The organism is Sphingobacterium lactis, from assembly GCF_051951495.1.
Taxonomy (GTDB): domain Bacteria; phylum Bacteroidota; class Bacteroidia; order Sphingobacteriales; family Sphingobacteriaceae; genus Sphingobacterium; species Sphingobacterium lactis_A.
The window spans coordinates 429,731-448,325 of record NZ_JBNHAS010000003.1 but is presented as its reverse complement, the minus strand read 5'-3'; the positions used below and the strand labels follow the sequence as shown (position 1 = coordinate 448,325).

14 protein-coding genes are annotated in these 18,595 nt (G+C 35.7%); 7 read left to right on the top strand and 7 right to left on the bottom strand.

Features of this window, described 5'->3' with window-relative positions; genetic code table 11:
* Positions 1-79 precede the first annotated feature (79 nt).
* Positions 80-952: a S1 family peptidase gene (locus ACP6L2_RS13975; protein WP_440509952.1), complete on the top strand. Its 873-nt coding sequence runs from the start codon at positions 80-82 to the stop codon at positions 950-952.
* 283 nt (positions 953-1,235) lie between these two features.
* On the opposite strand, the gene ACP6L2_RS13970 is transcribed toward ACP6L2_RS13975, so the two are convergent.
* The 7 genes from ACP6L2_RS13970 to ACP6L2_RS13940 form a co-directional block, all read right to left on the bottom strand.
* On the bottom strand, positions 1,236-2,369 hold the full coding sequence (locus ACP6L2_RS13970; RefSeq protein ID WP_440509951.1) for a redoxin domain-containing protein: 1,134 nt from the start codon (positions 2,367-2,369) through the stop codon (positions 1,236-1,238).
* Between the two features lie 39 nt (positions 2,370-2,408).
* The gene (locus ACP6L2_RS13965; RefSeq protein WP_440509950.1) at positions 2,409-3,884 is read right to left on the bottom strand and encodes a PKD-like family lipoprotein; all 1,476 of its coding nucleotides are present in this window, start codon (positions 3,882-3,884) and stop codon (positions 2,409-2,411) included.
* A 58-nt stretch (positions 3,885-3,942) separates the two neighbouring features.
* Positions 3,943-4,716, bottom strand: a complete 774-nt coding sequence (locus ACP6L2_RS13960) for a DUF4843 domain-containing protein (RefSeq protein ID WP_440509949.1) — start codon at positions 4,714-4,716, stop codon at positions 3,943-3,945.
* A 4-nt stretch (positions 4,717-4,720) separates the two neighbouring features.
* A complete protein-coding gene (locus ACP6L2_RS13955; RefSeq protein WP_440509948.1) occupies positions 4,721-6,166 on the bottom strand; it encodes a RagB/SusD family nutrient uptake outer membrane protein in 1,446 nt (481 codons plus the stop codon).
* Between the two features lie 7 nt (positions 6,167-6,173).
* Positions 6,174-9,548 carry a SusC/RagA family TonB-linked outer membrane protein gene (locus tag ACP6L2_RS13950; protein WP_440509947.1) on the bottom strand — a complete coding sequence of 1,125 codons (3,375 nt, stop codon included), beginning with the start codon at positions 9,546-9,548 and terminating at the stop codon, positions 6,174-6,176.
* A gap of 14 nt (positions 9,549-9,562) precedes the next feature.
* Positions 9,563-10,705, bottom strand: a complete 1,143-nt coding sequence (locus tag ACP6L2_RS13945; RefSeq protein ID WP_440509946.1) for a FecR family protein — start codon at positions 10,703-10,705, stop codon at positions 9,563-9,565.
* A gap of 78 nt (positions 10,706-10,783) precedes the next feature.
* Complete coding sequence (locus tag ACP6L2_RS13940; RefSeq protein WP_440509990.1) at positions 10,784-11,347, bottom strand: RNA polymerase sigma factor; 564 nt, start codon at positions 11,345-11,347, stop codon at positions 10,784-10,786.
* A 214-nt stretch (positions 11,348-11,561) separates the two neighbouring features.
* Here ACP6L2_RS13940 and ACP6L2_RS13935 point away from each other — a divergent pair, with 214 nt between their 5' ends.
* From ACP6L2_RS13935 to ACP6L2_RS13910, 6 genes are all read left to right on the top strand, one after another.
* Positions 11,562-12,539, top strand: coding sequence for a hypothetical protein (locus ACP6L2_RS13935; RefSeq protein WP_440509945.1), 978 nt, complete (start codon positions 11,562-11,564; stop codon positions 12,537-12,539).
* Complete coding sequence (locus tag ACP6L2_RS13930) at positions 12,529-13,221, top strand: hypothetical protein (protein WP_440509944.1); 693 nt, start codon at positions 12,529-12,531, stop codon at positions 13,219-13,221. The genes ACP6L2_RS13935 and ACP6L2_RS13930 overlap by 11 nt, the downstream gene beginning before the upstream one ends.
* Before the next feature lie 260 nt (positions 13,222-13,481).
* Entirely contained in the window at positions 13,482-14,039 is a 558-nt protein-coding gene (locus ACP6L2_RS13925; protein ID WP_440509943.1) for a hypothetical protein, read from the top strand.
* 22 nt (positions 14,040-14,061) lie between these two features.
* Positions 14,062-15,417, top strand: coding sequence for a Dyp-type peroxidase (locus tag ACP6L2_RS13920; RefSeq protein ID WP_440509942.1), 1,356 nt, complete (start codon positions 14,062-14,064; stop codon positions 15,415-15,417).
* Positions 15,418-15,435: 18 nt separating this feature from the next.
* Complete coding sequence (locus tag ACP6L2_RS13915) at positions 15,436-16,572, top strand: catalase family protein (protein ID WP_440509941.1); 1,137 nt, start codon at positions 15,436-15,438, stop codon at positions 16,570-16,572.
* 12 nt (positions 16,573-16,584) lie between these two features.
* Positions 16,585-18,387: a 3-hydroxyacyl-CoA dehydrogenase gene (locus tag ACP6L2_RS13910; RefSeq protein ID WP_440509940.1), complete on the top strand. Its 1,803-nt coding sequence runs from the start codon at positions 16,585-16,587 to the stop codon at positions 18,385-18,387.
* Positions 18,388-18,595: the final 208 nt, after the last annotated feature.

The following is an 18,595-nucleotide window of genomic DNA, read 5'->3' as shown; positions in this document are numbered from 1 at the left end:
GATTTAGATCATATTAATTGTAAATAGGGACAATTTGTGAATTGAGTCGTCTTATATTTTATTACGTTAAATTATGATGATGAAAAAATATCTGTTAATCTTTTTAGTACTTCCGTTATTTGTTCAGGCCCAGACTGCGGATTATATTGATGAAGAGGCTTTATTCATGAAACTTGTTTACCAGGTACAATCCCCAGCTTTTAAGTTTGCGGACTATTCCAAGGTATATGAAACGGTGCATTTGAACCGTAGTCGTAGAAAAATTGACCTGAAGACCTTGCCTGCAAAGAAAAAAGTACTTAGTCCAAAAGAGATCTACAAACAAAACCGTCCAGATGTTTATCGATTTGTTAAGGTATTTGTCAATCCAAGGAATGGCAAAAACACAATCGACAATGTTTCTACAGCATTTCCTGTATCTGAGGAAGGACATTTTTTAATTAATCAGCATATGGCAGAGTTATGGGACGTAGGATCAGGTGATTCTAGTAAGGTAGACCGCAGCGTGGTCTATTTCCTTGCCGATTATGATGGTAATATGTTGAGTATTGATTCTGTTTGCACCTACGACAAGAAGGCTGATGTAGCTATTATCAAAGCCAATACAGGAGGCAAAAAGATTAAAGCATTTCCATTAGGCGATGACTTAGAAACTGGAGAGCATGCCTATATCATTGCCCATCCGAAAGCATACCTCTATTACTTTAGTGAGGGTATGGTTAACCGTATGACACAAGATGGAGATGATGTATATAGTAGAAAAATGGAATTATCAGCAGACTATGCAGGAGGTTCAAGTGGGGGGCCTATTTTTGACAATAAAGGAAATATTATAGGCATGGTTTCCCAAACCCTTTCATTTTATTATTATCAAGAAGAGCAGAAGAGCTTACAGATGGTTGTTAGGCAATCAGTACCTGTGTCTTTAATTAAGGAATTTATTAAAAAGTAATTAGCTCAGAGAAAGCTAAAAACACCGTAGCATAAAAACAGGATGAATAATAAAGGTCTGGAATTCATGGGTAGAATGTAAAATAATGGGACTATTTCCATTTTTTAAAAACGGTCAAATTTATTTCCTCCAGGAGGTTAAATAAATTTGGCCGCCAGATCTTAATCCAATCAAAATATAGCCTAAATCCTTACTGACATGACATCATAAAAAAAAGGAACCACCGAATCGGCAGCTCCTTTGTGGAATTATATTAACAACAAACTATAATTATCAGTATTAGTTATTTTAGGTTTTCCATTAAGAATTTCTCCAAATCCTCTCCTCTTAAATCCTTAGCAATAATCTTTCCTTCTGGAGATAGAATCATGTTTGATGGTACTGCATTAATGGCGAACAGTTGTGCCGCTGCATTTCTCCAGCCTTTTAAATCAGAAACATTTGTCCAGTTCAATCCATCATCTTTAATCGCTTTTAACCAGTTCTCTTTTTTATCATCTAAGGACACACCAAGTATGGTGAAGCCTTTATCCTTATAGGCTTGGAATGCCTTAACCACATTTGGATTTTCTTTTCTACATGGCACACACCAAGATGCCCAAAAGTCTACTAAAACATATTTACCACGGAAATCAGATAATTTTACCATCTTTCCATTTTCATCAGGCTGTTCAAAATCAGGTGCAATGGAGCCTATAGTAAAATTGGATGCATTAAAGATGTTTTGAAGCTTCTTCCCTTTGGCGCTTTTTTTAAGCTCTGGATTTAGCGCATTAAATAGGTTCTTTACTCTATCATTAACCGTCTCAACACTTACCATTGATTCTAAAAACTGTATACTTAAACTACTATTTGGATGCGTTTCAATAAATTTTAATTGTGCTTCATCAAACAAGTTTTCCCACTTCCCGAACTTTTGATCACGCTCAGCTCTCAACTGATTAATTTGTTCTTCCAAGCTTTCGATCTTATCATCATAAGCTTTGTATGCTGGCGTATTGAAATTATCTCTTATTTTATTGCGTTCCTCAGAAAAGGCTATGTATTCCTGAGCCCCTTTATCACCAGACAGTATTTTACCAGCCCCTTGGCTAGTATCAATAATAGTCTGACCAGAGCTTAGGTAGAACCAGAAATCCGAAATAACGGAAGTTTGTTCATCTTTGAAGTTCTTTCTAAATATCAATCCTGCATAGCTAGTTCCATCAATTTCACCATTGAAGGAAAACTGTCCATCTTTAACCTCTGTGGAATCAATAACTTGTTCATCTGTTGTATAGTCATAGTAAAGCAGATAAACTTTTTTCAATTCCTTTGGGGCATTTCCTTTTAATAAATAGGTGCCTCCGTCCTGGGCAAAACCAAGCGTTGGAACGGCTAATAAACCCAACAATAGGCCTTTTATTATTTTATTCATATTGATCTTCTTTATTGCACTTGGCAAGTTTTTATTTAATTATTCAACTCCTAAAGCAATCGACACTGCTTCATCTATTTGGTAGAGGCTCTTTGACACCAGGGTGAGTGGATTACCAGAACCATCTGATTTTATGGAATAATGATAGAAAGAGCCTTTCTTCTCTTCCTTTGCACTTGGATTGAAGGTGGCTATTCCAACGTGCTTGTGACCACCACTTTCATCTCTGTCAAAAGACCAAGCAACGATATTACCAGTTCCATCTTCAGGGAGGGTAAAGAAAGGCAGTGGGCTAACACTGAAAAACGGGAAACGGTATAAGGTTCTACCAATGGCATAATAATACATCCTAGCCCATTTGTCATAATTGAAGCTTACTGCTTTTTCAATTCCTGGTATGCTAGCTTTGGCATTTTCTTTCAGTTTGGTAAATTCAAACTTCCGATCGGCATTGTAATTCCCTGAAGTGGAGTAATTGTATACCACATCGCCCTTTCTAAGAATTAAACCATATATCAATCCACCTGTTGTACCAAAAGCATCTGGACCAGCACCAACTACCTCCATGTCTCCCAAAGGTTCGGTACTTAAGTTTTCTGAAATTTGGTCAAAATTGAACCGCTGTCTCGCACTCTCAAAGAACAAAATACGCTTGCTTATCTTATCATAACCCATCAGGAATCGACCAGCATTACCATTAGCATTAAAGTCATCATAGCAAATTCCATTCTTTCCAAAATCATATTTGGCGACTCCTCTAATGGCTTCTGGCCATAAATATCCTTCCGAAACTCTACGGACACGACCATTGTCTAAAATAAATCCAGTACCATTGATTGCAGAATAACCCATTTTGAAAAATGTAGGATGTAAATCCCCTCCACTCACTGAAGTGCCTGTTCCATTAACAATAGCATAAGGTTCCATGCTTGGAAGGTCAACCGTCATAATAGGATTAGCACCATCTTTGGTTACAACTGTGAAGCCATCGTAAACACGGTATCTAGATTTTAAATCTATCGCTACTGGATTTTTTCCTAAAGCATGAGGATTCTCATTGCCTAAACTTGTTAATCGAAACCAGTTCGAATTAGGTTTTCTACTTGACTTGATATATAAAATACTATTAAGATCATTATCCTTGGTCAATACAAAAAAACCTTTGGATACTGTTTTACTAACAAAAAGAGAAAAGACATTCAGGTATTCCAGATTTGTTGTCGGGTCAGTTGCATATAATTTGACATTATTTGATCCGGCAACAAATTGACTTGCTTTGAGCGTTACTTTTGATCCTGTACCTACTGTATCTTTATCAACTGCCCATACATATTTCACAGTGGCAGGGTCAAAGTCTGGCAAAGTACCTTTTGCCTGTACTTCAATTGTTATATCTTCTCCTTCAGCGACCTCAAATTCTTGCCTATTGATTGGCTCTCCGGCGGTATCTACTACCACCAATTTATTTACTTCCGTGTAATCATAATTTCCTTGATCCTTAGAACAAGAAGCCATGAATAACAGCGTTATATAAAGACAAAAAACATATGTAGACTTCATAATAAATTAAGATTTAAGGTAATAAAATACGTGGTTGGCTGGTATCCCCATTTGGATAAACCACATGGTCCTGAAAGTATTTCTTTACAATCAAAATATGATTATAGAGAATTGGCTTATCATTCGGCAGGTCTCTAAAGTAACCTGGCATATTGTCCCAATAATAAACAAATCTTTCCCCTGATGTATCAGGTGTAGGATCAGCGCCCTTATGATAAGTTAATATCCATTGTTGATAAACTTCGGAATAAAATGGACCAAAAAATTGGGAATAATCTTCCCACCAACTCGGTTCTTCTAACTTATTTGAAACATTTAGTTTCATGCTTAGGGTCTTTGAAATCCCTAATAAAAACTGATCATTTTCCTGTAATGTTAGCTTCAAAGCATAGGAGTTGTCGTTCATATCAGCCTTTTTATGAAGAATGACAAATAAACTGTCATTAATCAAGCCTTTATGAAAAACTGGTTTTTCTATCTGGTATAGGTCTTTTGAAAGGGTTGTTTCCTTTTCATCCACTATTACGGAGTATTCTTTGTCTTGGTCCAAAGGCATACCGATTATCCCGACAGGAATTCCCACACGGATGGTTTTTACATCCATTTCATGGAATGCAAAAGACACGCTCTTCTCATTGATATAATTGGTTGTTCCGCCATCTAAATTAAAATCATTAAAAAAGATATAGGTTTTGGAAGTATCATATGGAATTAAATCTTCCTCTTGTTTACATCCAAACATGGTGGTAAACACCAACACAAATACGGTCAAAAATCTTGCTTTCATCATCTTAAGGTTTTGGATTGTATAAATCTTCATTTAATGGAACTGGGAATTTATAAATCGCCAAGCTTGGCTGAACAATCTTCCCTGTTACAGGTATAGGCAAGTATTTACGTTTATAAAAGCTAAACAAAAACCCCTCACCAATATATTCCCGACGAACTTCATCGATTAAAGCTTGTTGAACCTCTGCTTTGCTAGAATTTGGAATATCATCGTAAATCCCTCGTGCTGCTCGGAATTCTTGTAGTAAACTTACCGCTTCCTCCAAATTATCTTCAATCTTCGCCTCAGATGCAATAAAATACAGTTCAGGAAGATTCATTAATTGAAGCTCATGAGAAGCATGATTTACTTGTTCGGGATTAATTTCACTTTCTGGAGCAAAGAATTTCACAAAGTACTCTTCAGATACACCATCAATTCCCCACATAAACCGCATATCATAAGGTGAGCCTGTACCGGATTCATAAATTCTATCCAAATTGTTTTCATAAGCTACTGAATAACCATAGCTATTTACAAAGTCTGTCGAAAAGTTTAAGTAAGAACGGTTATCATATACAGCAAAAAGATTTTCGGGTGTAAAACGAAGATCCTTATGATCATCGTAAATATCATCAAAGGTGACAAATCGTATTGCTTCTGTTTCCTTCAATTCATTGATAACCTCCATCGCTCGATCATAAGCAACTTGAGAATCTCCCGCTAACAATGATTTTCTAGCCAATAGACCTTTTACAGCATAGTAGTTCATACGAATACCACGGCGATCCAACAAAGCACTGTAATCACCAATATTAGGGTTATTTTGATTACCCGTACGTCCAATTTTGATGATAGGATCTTCTCTTAATAATTCTCCAGCCTTTTGTAAATCAGCTTCAATTAAATCTAAAGTCTCTTTTGCGGTTTTATATTTTTCGGGTTTACGTGTTGGGGTTAAATAGTAAGGGATTGCAATAGCATTTATCCCTTCTTGCGAAATCACTGGCCCAAATAGTTTCAGCAATTCCATGTGAAGATAACCTCTTAATCCATAAGCCTCACCAGCAATAATATTATAATTCGGTTTGCCTTCTATATTAGGTAAATAGGAAATAATAATATTGGTTTGGTGAATCGCATTATAAAGCCCTGACCACATGGCATCAATCTGACCTCTTGCGGAGGCATTATTATAACGGTAATTTTTAAAGTCGTTAGCGACATTATCATCGGTTGGAACATTCCAATAACCAACCATTAGATCCATTACCCCATATTTAAGCGATCTTCCATATAATCCATCTGAGGTCATTGCTCGATAAACCCCGGTCAATGCTTTTGTAAAACCACGTTCATTACTGAACACTTCTTCTTCATATACTTGATCATCAGGTTTTACATCCAAAAACTTATTACAGCTGGAAAAACCAAGCAATAAAAGTGTATATATGATTAATTTTTTCATATCAGGTTTAATATTCTAGGTAAATACCAAAGTTAATACTACGTGAAAATGGGTAACTGGTTCCTCTTTCCATTCGAATAGTACTGAAACGGAAAAGGTCATTTGTTGAGGCGTTTAAACGAAGACGTTGTAGTTTCAATTTAGAAACAAATTCTTTGCTGAAATCATAGTTTAAGTTTAAAGATGCCAATCTTAAAGTATTCTCTTTTTGCAAGAATCGGCTTGTCAATTGTGTATGAGTTCTGTCGGCAATATCCTTAAAGAATGTTTGGTCTCCAGGGTTTTTCCAACGATCTGTTAATACCCTTAAATCGACATTGTATTTCGGCTCTACAGACTCCACTTTATCAACTAGAGTAGAGTTGTAGACATGTTGTCCTAAGACATAGTATAAAATACCCTGTAAAGAGAATCCCTTATAGTTAATTGTAGTTCCAATAGTTCCATTCAATTTAGGGGCACCGTTAGCTAATACGCGAAGATCACTTGTTGACCATACAAAAGTTGGAGAACCATCTAACTTCTGATATACTTCCTTACCTGTGGCAGGATCAATTCCTAAAGACAATACACCTTTGATATTATCTAGGGACTCTCCTTCTTGGTAATATGGTGTCTGTGGTACAGAACCTACGCCCCAGTCATTATTGTTTTGCTCATTTAAATCCTTTAATGCTTCTGATATTTTAGTTAGCTTATTGATGTTACGAGCGCCAGAAGCATTGATGAACCAAGAAAATCCTTTTTCGCTATTTCTATAGGCTTCCAAGTTGATATAGGCTTCAATACCCTTATTCGTCACCTCACCCATATTCTCGAAATATGTATTGTTGTTCAGGCCTAAGGACGGTGCAACAGTAATTTCCGATACCATATTCTTGGTTAACTTATGATAGGCATTCAATTTTACATTCAAACGGCTATTAAACAATGCTCCTTCAATACCAGCACTCAAGGAATAAATTTGCGGCCATTTTAATTGGTGATTTCCTTCTCCAGAATACAAGAAACCTACCTGCTGATAATACAAGTTACTACTTCTGATTTCATAGGAAGTTGAGGTCATACCTGGACTGAAGGAATCGGCCCCTGAAACACCGTAGTTTCCAAATAGGCGTAACATATTAATACCAGAGTTTTCCATAAATTTCTCCCGGTGCAAATTATATGCAAGACCTGTAGACCAAAAGCTAGTGAATCTATTGTCCTTTCCAAAAGCAGATGATCCATCTAAACGATAAGTTCCTTCTAGAATAACACGATTATCATAGTTGTATGTTCCATTGAGCATAACGCCCATTAAACGATTCACAAGATTTGTATATGTAGGATTGGTATTACCTGGACGAGCAGCCATTTTTGGTGATATAAAATCATCATCCATAAAGCCAATTACAGAATATCCAGTACTGTTTTGGTTAGTGGATTTAATCTCTGTATTAGCCATAAGGCTTAGAATATGCTTGCCAAAGGTTTTACCATAGTTTACATTCAGATTTCCTAACATACTATATCCATCTGCACCGCCGTAAGAATACACGCCTCTTTGGGTAATGTCTGCAGTTTCATAATATGCCGAATGATTCGGAGAACGGAACATCTCTGATTTACCAAAATTTTTAGAAATCATACCTGATGCAACAACTCTCAATTCCGGTAATATATAGTACTCTAAGTTTAAGTTATTGCTAATAACAGTAGAATTAGACTCATCAACAGAAGGCAAACCAGCATCATATAAAGGATTATACACTAATTCATAATCACCGTTCATTGCATAAAACTCTAGATTATAAACCTTATTCAATTCTCCGGCTTCATTATAAATACGGTAATAAGGGTTAATTCTGGAATATGCGCTTAACTCTCCATAAGGGGAGTTATAAGCTTTAACATTCGAAAAGGAGGCTAAATTTCTAAAGGATAACTTATTTGCAATACGGTATAGTAAGTTAAATCCGGCTCCTGCACGTTGTCTTCCAGACTCTTTCATTACCCCTTTCGTATCGCCATAGTTTCCATCAATGCTATAACGCACGCGATCATTACCCCCTTCAACACGAATACTGTGTGCAAGAGAAGTCTTAGATTGAACAGGTTGATGAATCCAATCGGTATTTACACCAGCTGCTGCTTCCTGATAGCGATGTTGGTAAATGGACTGCAAGTTTAGCAAGGTATTGGTCGATTCACTGTGGTACAATCCTGAAAGCTTCTCGTATTCCAACTTCTGCATCGCATTCATTAAGTTGTAGTCAGATAGATCAACTATAGAAGTAGAAGGCTGCTGTGAATAGGAGATGGTAAACTTACCATCTTTAGGCAAGCGTGTTTCTAGAACCAAAACACCGTTTGCACCTCTAGATCCATAAAGAGCAGTTGCTGTAGCATCTTTTAAAATAGAAATGGATTCAATACGGTTGGGATCCATATCGTATAAGCGTTCCATACTCGATTCAAATCCATCAATAATTACCAATGGAGAGTTGACAGCATAACGACCTCTTTCACTAGAACCTAGACTTGATCCAGACACCATGTTTTGTCCCCGAACAGTGATATCGGCAATGTTATTAGGATTGGATCCTTGAGCATTGTTTTCATGTATCTTAAATGAAGGATCTAAACTTTCGATAACACTAAGAATGTTTCTATTATTAAATTTCTCTAAATCCTTACGTGTTATTGTCGTTGAAGCCCCAGTATAAGATTCTTTTGATCTGCGGGAATACCCAGTAATTACGGTCTCTTCAATGGCAATATTTCTTTCTTTCAACTGCACATTAATGTGTCTTTTTCCAGCCACATTTACCGTAACAGATTCGAAGCCTTGCATGCTGAAATGAATTTGGGAATTATCAAATGCTTCAACGGCATAAGAACCATCGTCACTGGTGACACTCGCCCAATTGGAGGAGTTCATTAATTTTACAGTAACTCCTTCAATCGGTTTATTGTTAGCATCAGTAACAGTACCCACCAATGTAAAATAGCTTCCTTTAGGGCCTTCATTTCTGTTCCCTAATTGTTGCTTCTCTTTTAAATAAATGGTTTTTTTACTAAGAATCAGTTCAAAAGGTTGGCCTTTGCTTAACTGATTCAAGACTTCTTGAACTGGTCTGTTCTCTACTTGAATAGACACGGGTTTGGCTCTTTTAAATAGGTTCATATCGCCAATGAAATCCAATCCATGCTCCTTTTTTATCTTTTCAAGGACGCGTTCAATGCTTGAGTTTTGTTCCTTTAGAGTAACATTTTGTGCAAAAGCATGAATACTAATCAGCATTAGAAATGATAAACCAATTCCAATTACTGCTTTTCGAAAAGACAACAGAGCTTTTAGGGAACCTTTTAAGGTTCCTACTTGTAATCCTGCATTCATTTTTATAATGGTTATTATTTAAGGTTAGTGATTAAAACTTCATTATTATTCCATTCGTATTTGATTGGAATTACGGTATTGATTGTTTCTAAAACATCCTTTAAACTTCGCTGACGGTCAATTTGAGCATAGATACGTCTATTCTTTAATGCTCCGTCAACTTTAATTTTAACAGCATACCAATTGCTCAGCTTAACTGCAGCCAATTCCAGAGTTGTGTTGGAAAAATCAAAATATCCTTCTTTCCAGTCGATCGCCCTAGTGGCATCTTCCTCAAAGATTATTCTATTTCCATCGTAACTCTGGTTTGGTCGCAATTGGACTGGAAATACCAAGTCCACTTCTTCCCCTAGCGCTGTTGCTTTATTTGTTAGTGCTATTTTTCCTTCTAATAATGTGGATTTATAATCTCCAGTATAATTTTGAACATTGAACTTTGTTCCTAATACCTTTATAGTATGCTCCTTAGCTTTGACATAGAAAGGTTTAGTAGCATCTTTTTCGATTTCAAAGTAAGCTTCTCCATCCAAAGCTACTTCCCTTTGATTATTGGCAAAGGATATCGGATATTTTAATTCAGAATTGGAGTTGACCCATACTTTAGAACCATCTGCCAATTGAACAGAGGTCATCCCTCCGGCTTTTGTTCGAACCGTATTGTAAACAACCTGACCTTCAGCATTGGATACTTTATACGTTATTTCACCATTATCATTTCTATAAACCTGATATCCATCAGCATGTATAGTATCACCGTTCTTTAATTTATCAAGCTCCACTTCACGCTGATCTCCCAAAACGATCACGGCATTGGTGCCTTGGGGAGCCTTTATATCTGCAAGCAGATCTTTTTGAGTATTACTCTCATGTTTCTGGCTGAAGAAATAAATTCCAAATACCAATAGAGCAGCTGCCGCAGCTGATGCATACCAAAAACGTAAAGACTTTCTTGTTGATAGTTTCTTAACAGGAATATCAGTAAGTACTCCTTCTTTTTGCATACGTTGATCTAGGCGCATGCTGATACGATCTACCTTTTTTTCATCCAATGGAGTATCCGCCCCCAATTGTGCATACCATGCTTCAATTAGTTGCTGCTCTTCGGGAGATGATTCTCCCTTTAGATAACGATCCAAACGATTCTTGTCAATGTTCATTGATTAATGGTTTGTTAATCCAAGGATTACATTTTGGTTACATTCAGAACTAAGACGATTCTAAATTTCAATTGTCCCTTAGAAAAAATAAAAAACTGTAAGAATTTTAAGCTTTCCACTTAAAGCTTTGGTTATTAGACTGTATTTGTTGCGTACGGTCTTTTCTGATAGACCTAAATGCTCAGCAATTTCGGTATTGCTATAGCCTTGCATACGCATTTTGAGGATAAGGTTATCCTGTGGGGAATAATGAATCATCAACTTATCCAATTCCTGAAGAAACTGTTCTTCACGTATAGCGAAATCAGACCCTTGAGTATAATCTTTTTCAAAGTCGATAAGAGAGTCCAAGTATTTCCGCTCATGAACCAAGTGAGCAATATAATCCAACACCTTGTTACGAAGGGCTCGATAGATATAAGACTTAAAATTCGTGATTTGAATAGTCGCCCTATTAATCCAGAACTTGACGAATAAATCGTGTACAATATCTTCAACGACCTCTTCATCATCTAATTTCTTTAGCGCTAAACCAATCATTGGACGCTTATAACGATTGTAAAGTTCAGAAAATGCCAACTCATCCTCATTCTTAATCAGGTCAAAAAGCTCTTCATCTGATAATATGAAATAGTTGTGCATCAAAGGGATTCTGGTTATCCGTAAAAACGCAAAACTAAACAAAATTAGCGTATTACCTTAATAAGCAAGACGTCTTTTCCTTAATGCATATCTCTTTTAAAACTGATTAATTAAATATGCAAATGATTAGATTAAATCTGTTTTAGATTAAGTGTCACAAAAAGTTCAATCTTATTGTTTAGGAAAATTTTCTTAAATTAGAAAGAAAAATAGCATGCAAAACTCCAACTCTTTTTCTAAAGCTATTTTTAATTCAGTATCCTATACTTTTGCTGTACTTTTTATTCTAATATTTGGGTTATTTGTATTTATCCACTACTACCAAGAAGGGTGGAAATACGGCTATGAAACCTCAGCAACCGCAGCATTCATCTATTTATTTTTAGGTCTTTTTCTATGGATTAGTCTCCTTTTGACTTTTGCCAAGAAATCACTGCTAAACTTATTACGACACAAAAGACATCTCTCACAAGTTACCCAGCGAGGCAAAAGACTGCGGGGGGAAATAAAAAGCTGCAGCATCATACAAGAAATCAAAAATACTGAAATGCTGAGCATAGACGTAGAATTCAATAACCTGGTTGGTTCAACTGTACAGAAGAATTTTCAATTCCTAGATACCAAACCTGAGGAAAAACGCTATAAGGTAGGCAAAGCAATTGCCCTAATGGTTGATGAAGATGTAGAAAATCCTTTGATTACCCTTGAGGAAGCAAGGACAAATTGGGATTATAAATATATCAGGAATGCTACTCTTACACTTTTTTTATTAATAATAGCCCCAAGCGCTCTTCTTATAGTTGGGCATGTAATAGAGAGTCAAGGCCAAGGATGGCGGTATCTCAGCTTTTTCCATCCATTCATCCTGGTGGCCATTTTAGCATGGCTTCTATTCTTGCTGCTTCAGTTCATAAGTTTAGCGACTAGACCCAAACAACTATCTGAAAAGTTATTGTTATATGGCAAAACAGCAGTAGCGAAAATAGTGCCTAGACAAACTATAAATTTTGATATAGCTCAGCCTAGTATTGTACAAGTTACTGTGGCCTTTGAGCACAAAGGAAAAACAGTACAAGCCGAATTAAAGAAATTTTCCAACATGTCAAGCATGCAAAACTTAGTTGCAGGAAAAGAAGTAAATATCATTTACGACCAACAAGATCTTACTAAAATTGAACTTTATGGTAATTAACAGTCGATTTACCTATTTACTCATTCTATTCTATTTTCTATCTTCTTGCCAGCAGATTAAGCAGAGCTATGAAGAAACATTGAATCCTAAACCCAACTCGACTGTTGAAAAACCAAAAGACGAGGATAAGGTTAGCAGTTCGAGCAGTTATACGGAATCATCAACAAGTACCTTTAGCTATAGCACAAGGACCGACAATCAACCAACCACAAGCATCTATGAATCTGAGGAAAAGTTAGATGCAATACAAAAGCAACTGCAAGCAAAGTTTCCAGGTAAAAAATTGATGCTATATCAATCATTGTACTTTTATGATTTCCAAGGAGGGCGAATAACTGTTCAGCTTCAAGATCCTAATAAACCCGAAAACATTGACAACTATGTATACTTTAATGGCAAATGGCAGGGTCCAAACCCAGTAAAGATTACAGGAAATATTGATTTAAAAAGCTTTCTATTCCCATTGGATGAGCTTAAGTTTTCAGTGGCCAAGAAAATTCATGATTATATGATAAATGAGGCGAAAGGTATGGAAGGCGGCAAGGCGTCAGAACACATTTATTTTAACCACATGAGTGTTGCAGGGTTTGAAGATAGTCATTGGTATTCTTCCATTAATGCCGATAGAAAAAACCTGTTCATCGACTTTGATATCAAAGGGAAAGAAATTAAAAGGAGGTAAAATCAACTCTTTTATTTATAAATAGCGCTTCTTTTTATTTCCCCATCATCTAATCTTCACACGATTACCTGAAAACAATTTTCTACATCTGATGTTCTTTATTAGAAGGTAGAGACATTCCATTTGTCATCTCCAGTCAACACACTATTACTATTTAATAAATTCTTGTTCTATAATCCAAAATAGAAGCAAAGGCTTATCAACGATAAGTTTTTGCATAATTATTCCAAAAAACAAACAATCATTTAAAACAAACAATCATGAGCGTATTCGAAAACATCAAATTAACAGCAGAGCTTATTAAAGCTAATTTCTCAGAAGGAATTGATGATGGCTATGATCATTCTACCACCTCTGCGGGGAAAAAGGGACTTCGGTCAGGACGTGTTTCAGAGTTAACTGCGATTGCTAATCTAAAACCAGGCGGGGCAGAGAATCTGAAGAAGATAATGGAAATTGCCAATGGAAACCTTAAAGGTGCAACAAAAGTAGGAACGTTACATGATCTTCGAATAGTTTTATTAGACAATGACAGCAAGATTCTATTTTGTACAGCGTATGATGGTGATTGGGATGCATACATAGACGATTTTGCAACTAAAATTCCTCAATTAATGGACATCATCTTTGGAAACGTAGAAGGTTGGCCAGGTATTAAAGATCCAAGTGTAAAACAATTCATATTAGATCATCAAGTTACAGCTACAGGTTGGTATGTTGGAGTTCCACATTTAACTGTAAATGATATTCGAAGGAATGACAAAATCATTACCGGTTTGAATAAAGCGATAGATGAAGCTAATCAAATTGAAAAATAATTATTGAGATAAATAGAAGAATATGGCACTAGAATTTTTAAAGAGACTTTTCAACCCCAATAAAGTAAGTATTGAATTAGATGAAATTCAAGCATTAGTTTTACGAAGCCGTCCCATTCCGTACTTTGGAACAGTTGCCTTATTGCAAATAAAAGATGCTGATGAAGCTAAAAAAACTTTAAAAGACTTAATTCCATTAATTAACTCTGCAAAAGATTGGCATAAGAATGATGGTGCCTCTGTTTTCTTGACCTTCACATATAACGGTCTAGAACAAATTGGTGTTCCTCAAGATTCTTTAGATTCATTTCCTGATTCCTTTAAAGAAGGTATGGCTAAAAGGGCGCTCTTTATGAATGATATCGGAGTCAATGATCCTAAGCACTGGGAGAAAGATTTTAAAAATCAAAATATCCATATTGCTGCAGCTGTTATTTCCAATAATGAGGAAGATTGGAAAAGTAAATTGGAAGAGTTCAAGTCACAACTCCAAAAAGGAGCCGGACTAAGCTTATTGATCAGTCATGACTTTGGAGCAACTGAGGAGGTGAAAAATGTTTTTGGATATCGTGATGGTATTAGCAACCCAGAGGTTGAGGGTAGTGGAATAGAAGTTCCAGAGGGCTTTGACAGGCCAATAAAGGCTGGTGAATTTATTTTAGGATATCCTGGTGAAGGCGATATAATTAAGCCCTATCCTCAACCCGAAATATTGGGTAAAAATGGATCCTTTATGATATTCAGAAAGTATCAAAGTCAAGTTGCTGATTTTAATAAATACCTATTAGAAAACAGCAGCTCAATAGAAGAGGCCGAATTGTTGGGCGCAAAAATGGTTGGAAGGTGGAAAAGCGGAGCCCCATTGGTATTAACTCCTGAAAAGGATGATAAAGAATTGGGGGATAATCCCGAAAAAAACAATGACTTCTCATTTAAAGGTGATGAATACGGAAAAAAATGTCCTTTCAGTTCTCATATCCGTAGAATGAACCCAAGAGATTCAAAAACATTTGTTTTAGAAGACGAACGTCTACATCGTATAATTCGACGTAGTGTAACCTTCGGTGATATAGTTCCATTAAATGTCACAAAAGATGATGGTAAAGAGCGAGGACAATATTTCATGGGTATAAGCGCAAATGCTATGGGAACCTTAGAGTTTTTATTGAAACAATGGGCCAATGATGGAAACTCGCAGAATTTAGGTCAAGAAAAAGATCCTTTAATAGGGGTGCAAGACAAAGAAGGTTTATTCACCATGCCTGCTGATCCATTGGTAAAAAGATATCATGGTCTTTCTACATTTAATATAGTAAAAGGTGGAGAATACTGCTTTATTCCAAGTATTTCTGCCTTAAAATGGATCTGTGAATTATAAATTTTAATTCGAAAAATTATGAGTAATTATATAAAATATAGCTATGAACTCGAAGAAATTCCTGAAAATTTTGATGAATACATAGCAAAGATCAATAAGGATATTGTCGATTATATTCGAAATACACCGGAATTAAGCAACATAAAACATCATACTCGGGATGCACATGCCAATGGATATGCCGTGTTGAAAGCAGAAGTTGAAATCTTAAATAATTTACCTGAAGAGCTTTCCCAAGGCATTTATGCAAATCCAGGAAACTATGAAGCTGTAGTTCGATTTTCCAATGGATCATCTCGTGTTTTACCAGATAAACTTAGCGGAAATGCTCAAGGATTCGCTTTAAAAATATTTGGTATTCAAGGGCCCAAATTAGCTCCTGCTGAAGAAAGTTCTACAAATGTTGATTTTAATCTCATAAATAATCCGGTTTTCTTTTGTAACAGTGCGGAACATTATGTTTTTATATCAAAATTATTCTTAAAGCTTACGGATTTTTTTGAAAAGGGTGCTCTTGGAAAATTAGAGTTTGCCGCTTTATGGGTAACTGAGAATAAAAAAGCTTTTCCAAATTTCGAAGCATTAAAAGAATTGGGAGCATTAAAGACATTTGAAAAAATTCCTTCCATTAATAGTTTTCTCTATGAGTTTTATAGTATGGGAGCTGTACGACATGGGGAATATATTGCTAAGGTTCGTATTGTTCCAACTGATCTTACTAAAAACGCGATTGTTGATAAACAAATCGATATAGAAAGTGAGGACTGGCCTTATAGAAAAGGTATTATTAAAGAAATCTCGAAACAAGATCTAACTTTCGAATTACAAATTCAATTATGTAATGATTTAAAGAAGATGCCAATTAACGATCTCACAGAAGAATGGCCACAGGAATTATCACCATTCCGAACTGTTGCAAAAATTAAAATTCCCAAACAAGAAGTACCACATGATGGCAATTTCGAGGTAATGGAAAATTTATCATTCACACCATTTCGAACCCTTGAAGAGAATTCGCCTATTGGGAATCTCCAACGAACTCGACAATCGGCATATGTAACCTCTTCAAGTACCCGACATGACTTAAATCACAGAAAAAGAAAGGAGCCGCACAATTTAAAAGAAGCATTCAATCCAGAATTTTACAAACTTTAATACCATTTTAATATGAATGAGATAAAAAAAGTAACAATTGCTGGAAGTGGCGTATTGGGGTATCAAATTGCATTTCAAACTGCTTATCATGGATTTGAAGTAACTATTTACGACATTAATGATGAGGTGTTAAACAATGCCAAAGAAAAGTTTAACAGCCTAGCTGAAAACTACAAAAAAGATTTAAATGCAAGTAAAGATCAAATCTCTAAAGTAGAAAAGAACCTTCATTATACCTCTGATTTAAAAGAAGCAATAAAAAATGCAGATTTATTAATTGAAGCAATCCCAGAGGACATTAAAATAAAGACCGAGTTTTATAAAAAAATTTCTAAGCTGGCCGCCGAAAAAACCATTTTTGTCAGTAATTCCTCCACTTTATTGCCGAGTCAATTTGCATTATCTACGGGTCGGCCAGAAAAATTCCTTAATCTTCATTTTGGGAATCAGATATGGTTAAGAAATACTGCAGAGATAATGTCACATCCAGGCACGGATGCTTTAGTAAAAGAAAAGATTATTGACTTTGCAAAGCATATTGGAATGGTTCCAATTGTACTTAAAAAAGAAATTCCAGGATATGTGCTGAATTCATTGCTCAACCCATTCTTGAATGCTGCCATGCAATTGTGGATTGGTGATTATGCGAGCCCTAATACAATTGATAAAACCTGGATGTTAGGGACAGGCTCTCCTTATGGACCTATGGCATTATACGATATTGTTGGGTTAACTACCCCGTACAATATTTATAAAATACAAGTAGAAAATGGGAAAAAGGAGGACAAGCCCATACTAGATAGATTAAAAAAAGAATTTATTGACCAGAACAAGCTTGGCGTATCAACTGGAGAAGGATTTTATCACTATCCAAACCCTGCTTGGCAACAAAAGAATTTTCTGAGTGTACCTAAAGCAGATCCTTCTAAAAGAAAAATCAAAAATGTGGTTGTAGCAGGTAGTGGTGTACTAGGTTATCAAATAGCTGTTCAAGCAGCCTATTCAGGATATAAAACAACAGTTTATGATGTAAGCGAAGAATCTTTAGATAAGGCAAAATCTAGATTTAACACTTTGGCGGAGGAGTATAAAACGAATTTGAAAGCTTCAGAAGAACAAGTTAAAAATACCAGGAACAAGCTTTCTTATACAACTGATTTAAAGAATGCCATCGCTAATACAGATCTAATAATTGAGGCTGTTCCAGAAAGCTTAGAAATTAAAAAAGACTTTTGGCAAAAGGCTTCAGAATATGCACCCGATCATACCATTTTCGCCAGCAATTCATCTACCTTTTTGCCTAGCCAATTAAATAAATTTGTAGCTGATCCTACGCGCTTTATCAATTTTCATTTTGCTAATCATATAATGATTCGGAATACTGTGGAAATAATGGCATCAAATAAAACAAATCCTTTGATCTATGCAGAAATTGTTGAATTTGCGAAGACCATAAATATGCTGCCAATTGAGCTCAAAAAAGAAAAGTCAGGATATGTGTTAGACAGCCTATTAATACCTCTATTAATCGCTGGACTTGCTCTTTGGGCAAATGACGTGGCTGATCCTGAAACAATTGATAAAACATGGATGATTGCAACTGGTGCCTCCTTTGGACCAATGGCAATTTTAGATCTAAATGGCATGAACACCAATTACAATGTTGTGCAAAATATTCCAGGTGATTTAACCACATTTATTGCCAAAAAAATGAAATCCGATTTAATCAATAAAGGAAAATTAGGCCAACAATCTGGTGAGGGTTTTTATAAATATCCTAACCCTTCTTGGCAAGAAAAAGATTTTTTAAAATAAAAAACTTGACAATAACAAAAGGATCTCATCCATATAGAGATCCTTTTGTTTTTTCCATATTTTGTAAAGCCAATCCAAATGGCGAAAACTATTGTTTTGTAACATTTCATTATTTCCCCAAAATGATTCAAAAAAATTACGCAAATGAAAATCTGCATTTAAACCCATTGAAGCAAGATAATTATTTGAAAAAATATTAATAATAATA

Coding starts and splice junctions, on each gene's coding strand:
- ACP6L2_RS13975 (WP_440509952.1), top strand. CDS start 80: ATGAAAAAATATCTGTTAATCTTTTTAGTACTTCCGTTATTTGTTCAG.
- ACP6L2_RS13970 (WP_440509951.1), bottom strand. CDS start 2,369: ATGAATAAAATAATAAAAGGCCTATTGTTGGGTTTATTAGCCGTTCCA.
- ACP6L2_RS13965 (WP_440509950.1), bottom strand. CDS start 3,884: ATGGCTTCTTGTTCTAAGGATCAAGGAAATTATGATTACACGGAAGTA.
- ACP6L2_RS13960 (WP_440509949.1), bottom strand. CDS start 4,716: ATGAAAGCAAGATTTTTGACCGTATTTGTGTTGGTGTTTACCACCATG.
- ACP6L2_RS13955 (WP_440509948.1), bottom strand. CDS start 6,166: ATGAAAAAATTAATCATATATACACTTTTATTGCTTGGTTTTTCCAGC.
- ACP6L2_RS13950 (WP_440509947.1), bottom strand. CDS start 9,548: ATGAATGCAGGATTACAAGTAGGAACCTTAAAAGGTTCCCTAAAAGCT.
- ACP6L2_RS13945 (WP_440509946.1), bottom strand. CDS start 10,705: ATGAACATTGACAAGAATCGTTTGGATCGTTATCTAAAGGGAGAATCA.
- ACP6L2_RS13940 (WP_440509990.1), bottom strand. CDS start 11,347: ATGCACAACTATTTCATATTATCAGATGAAGAGCTTTTTGACCTGATT.
- ACP6L2_RS13935 (WP_440509945.1), top strand. CDS start 11,562: ATGCAAAACTCCAACTCTTTTTCTAAAGCTATTTTTAATTCAGTATCC.
- ACP6L2_RS13930 (WP_440509944.1), top strand. CDS start 12,529: ATGGTAATTAACAGTCGATTTACCTATTTACTCATTCTATTCTATTTT.
- ACP6L2_RS13925 (WP_440509943.1), top strand. CDS start 13,482: ATGAGCGTATTCGAAAACATCAAATTAACAGCAGAGCTTATTAAAGCT.
- ACP6L2_RS13920 (WP_440509942.1), top strand. CDS start 14,062: ATGGCACTAGAATTTTTAAAGAGACTTTTCAACCCCAATAAAGTAAGT.
- ACP6L2_RS13915 (WP_440509941.1), top strand. CDS start 15,436: ATGAGTAATTATATAAAATATAGCTATGAACTCGAAGAAATTCCTGAA.
- ACP6L2_RS13910 (WP_440509940.1), top strand. CDS start 16,585: ATGAATGAGATAAAAAAAGTAACAATTGCTGGAAGTGGCGTATTGGGG.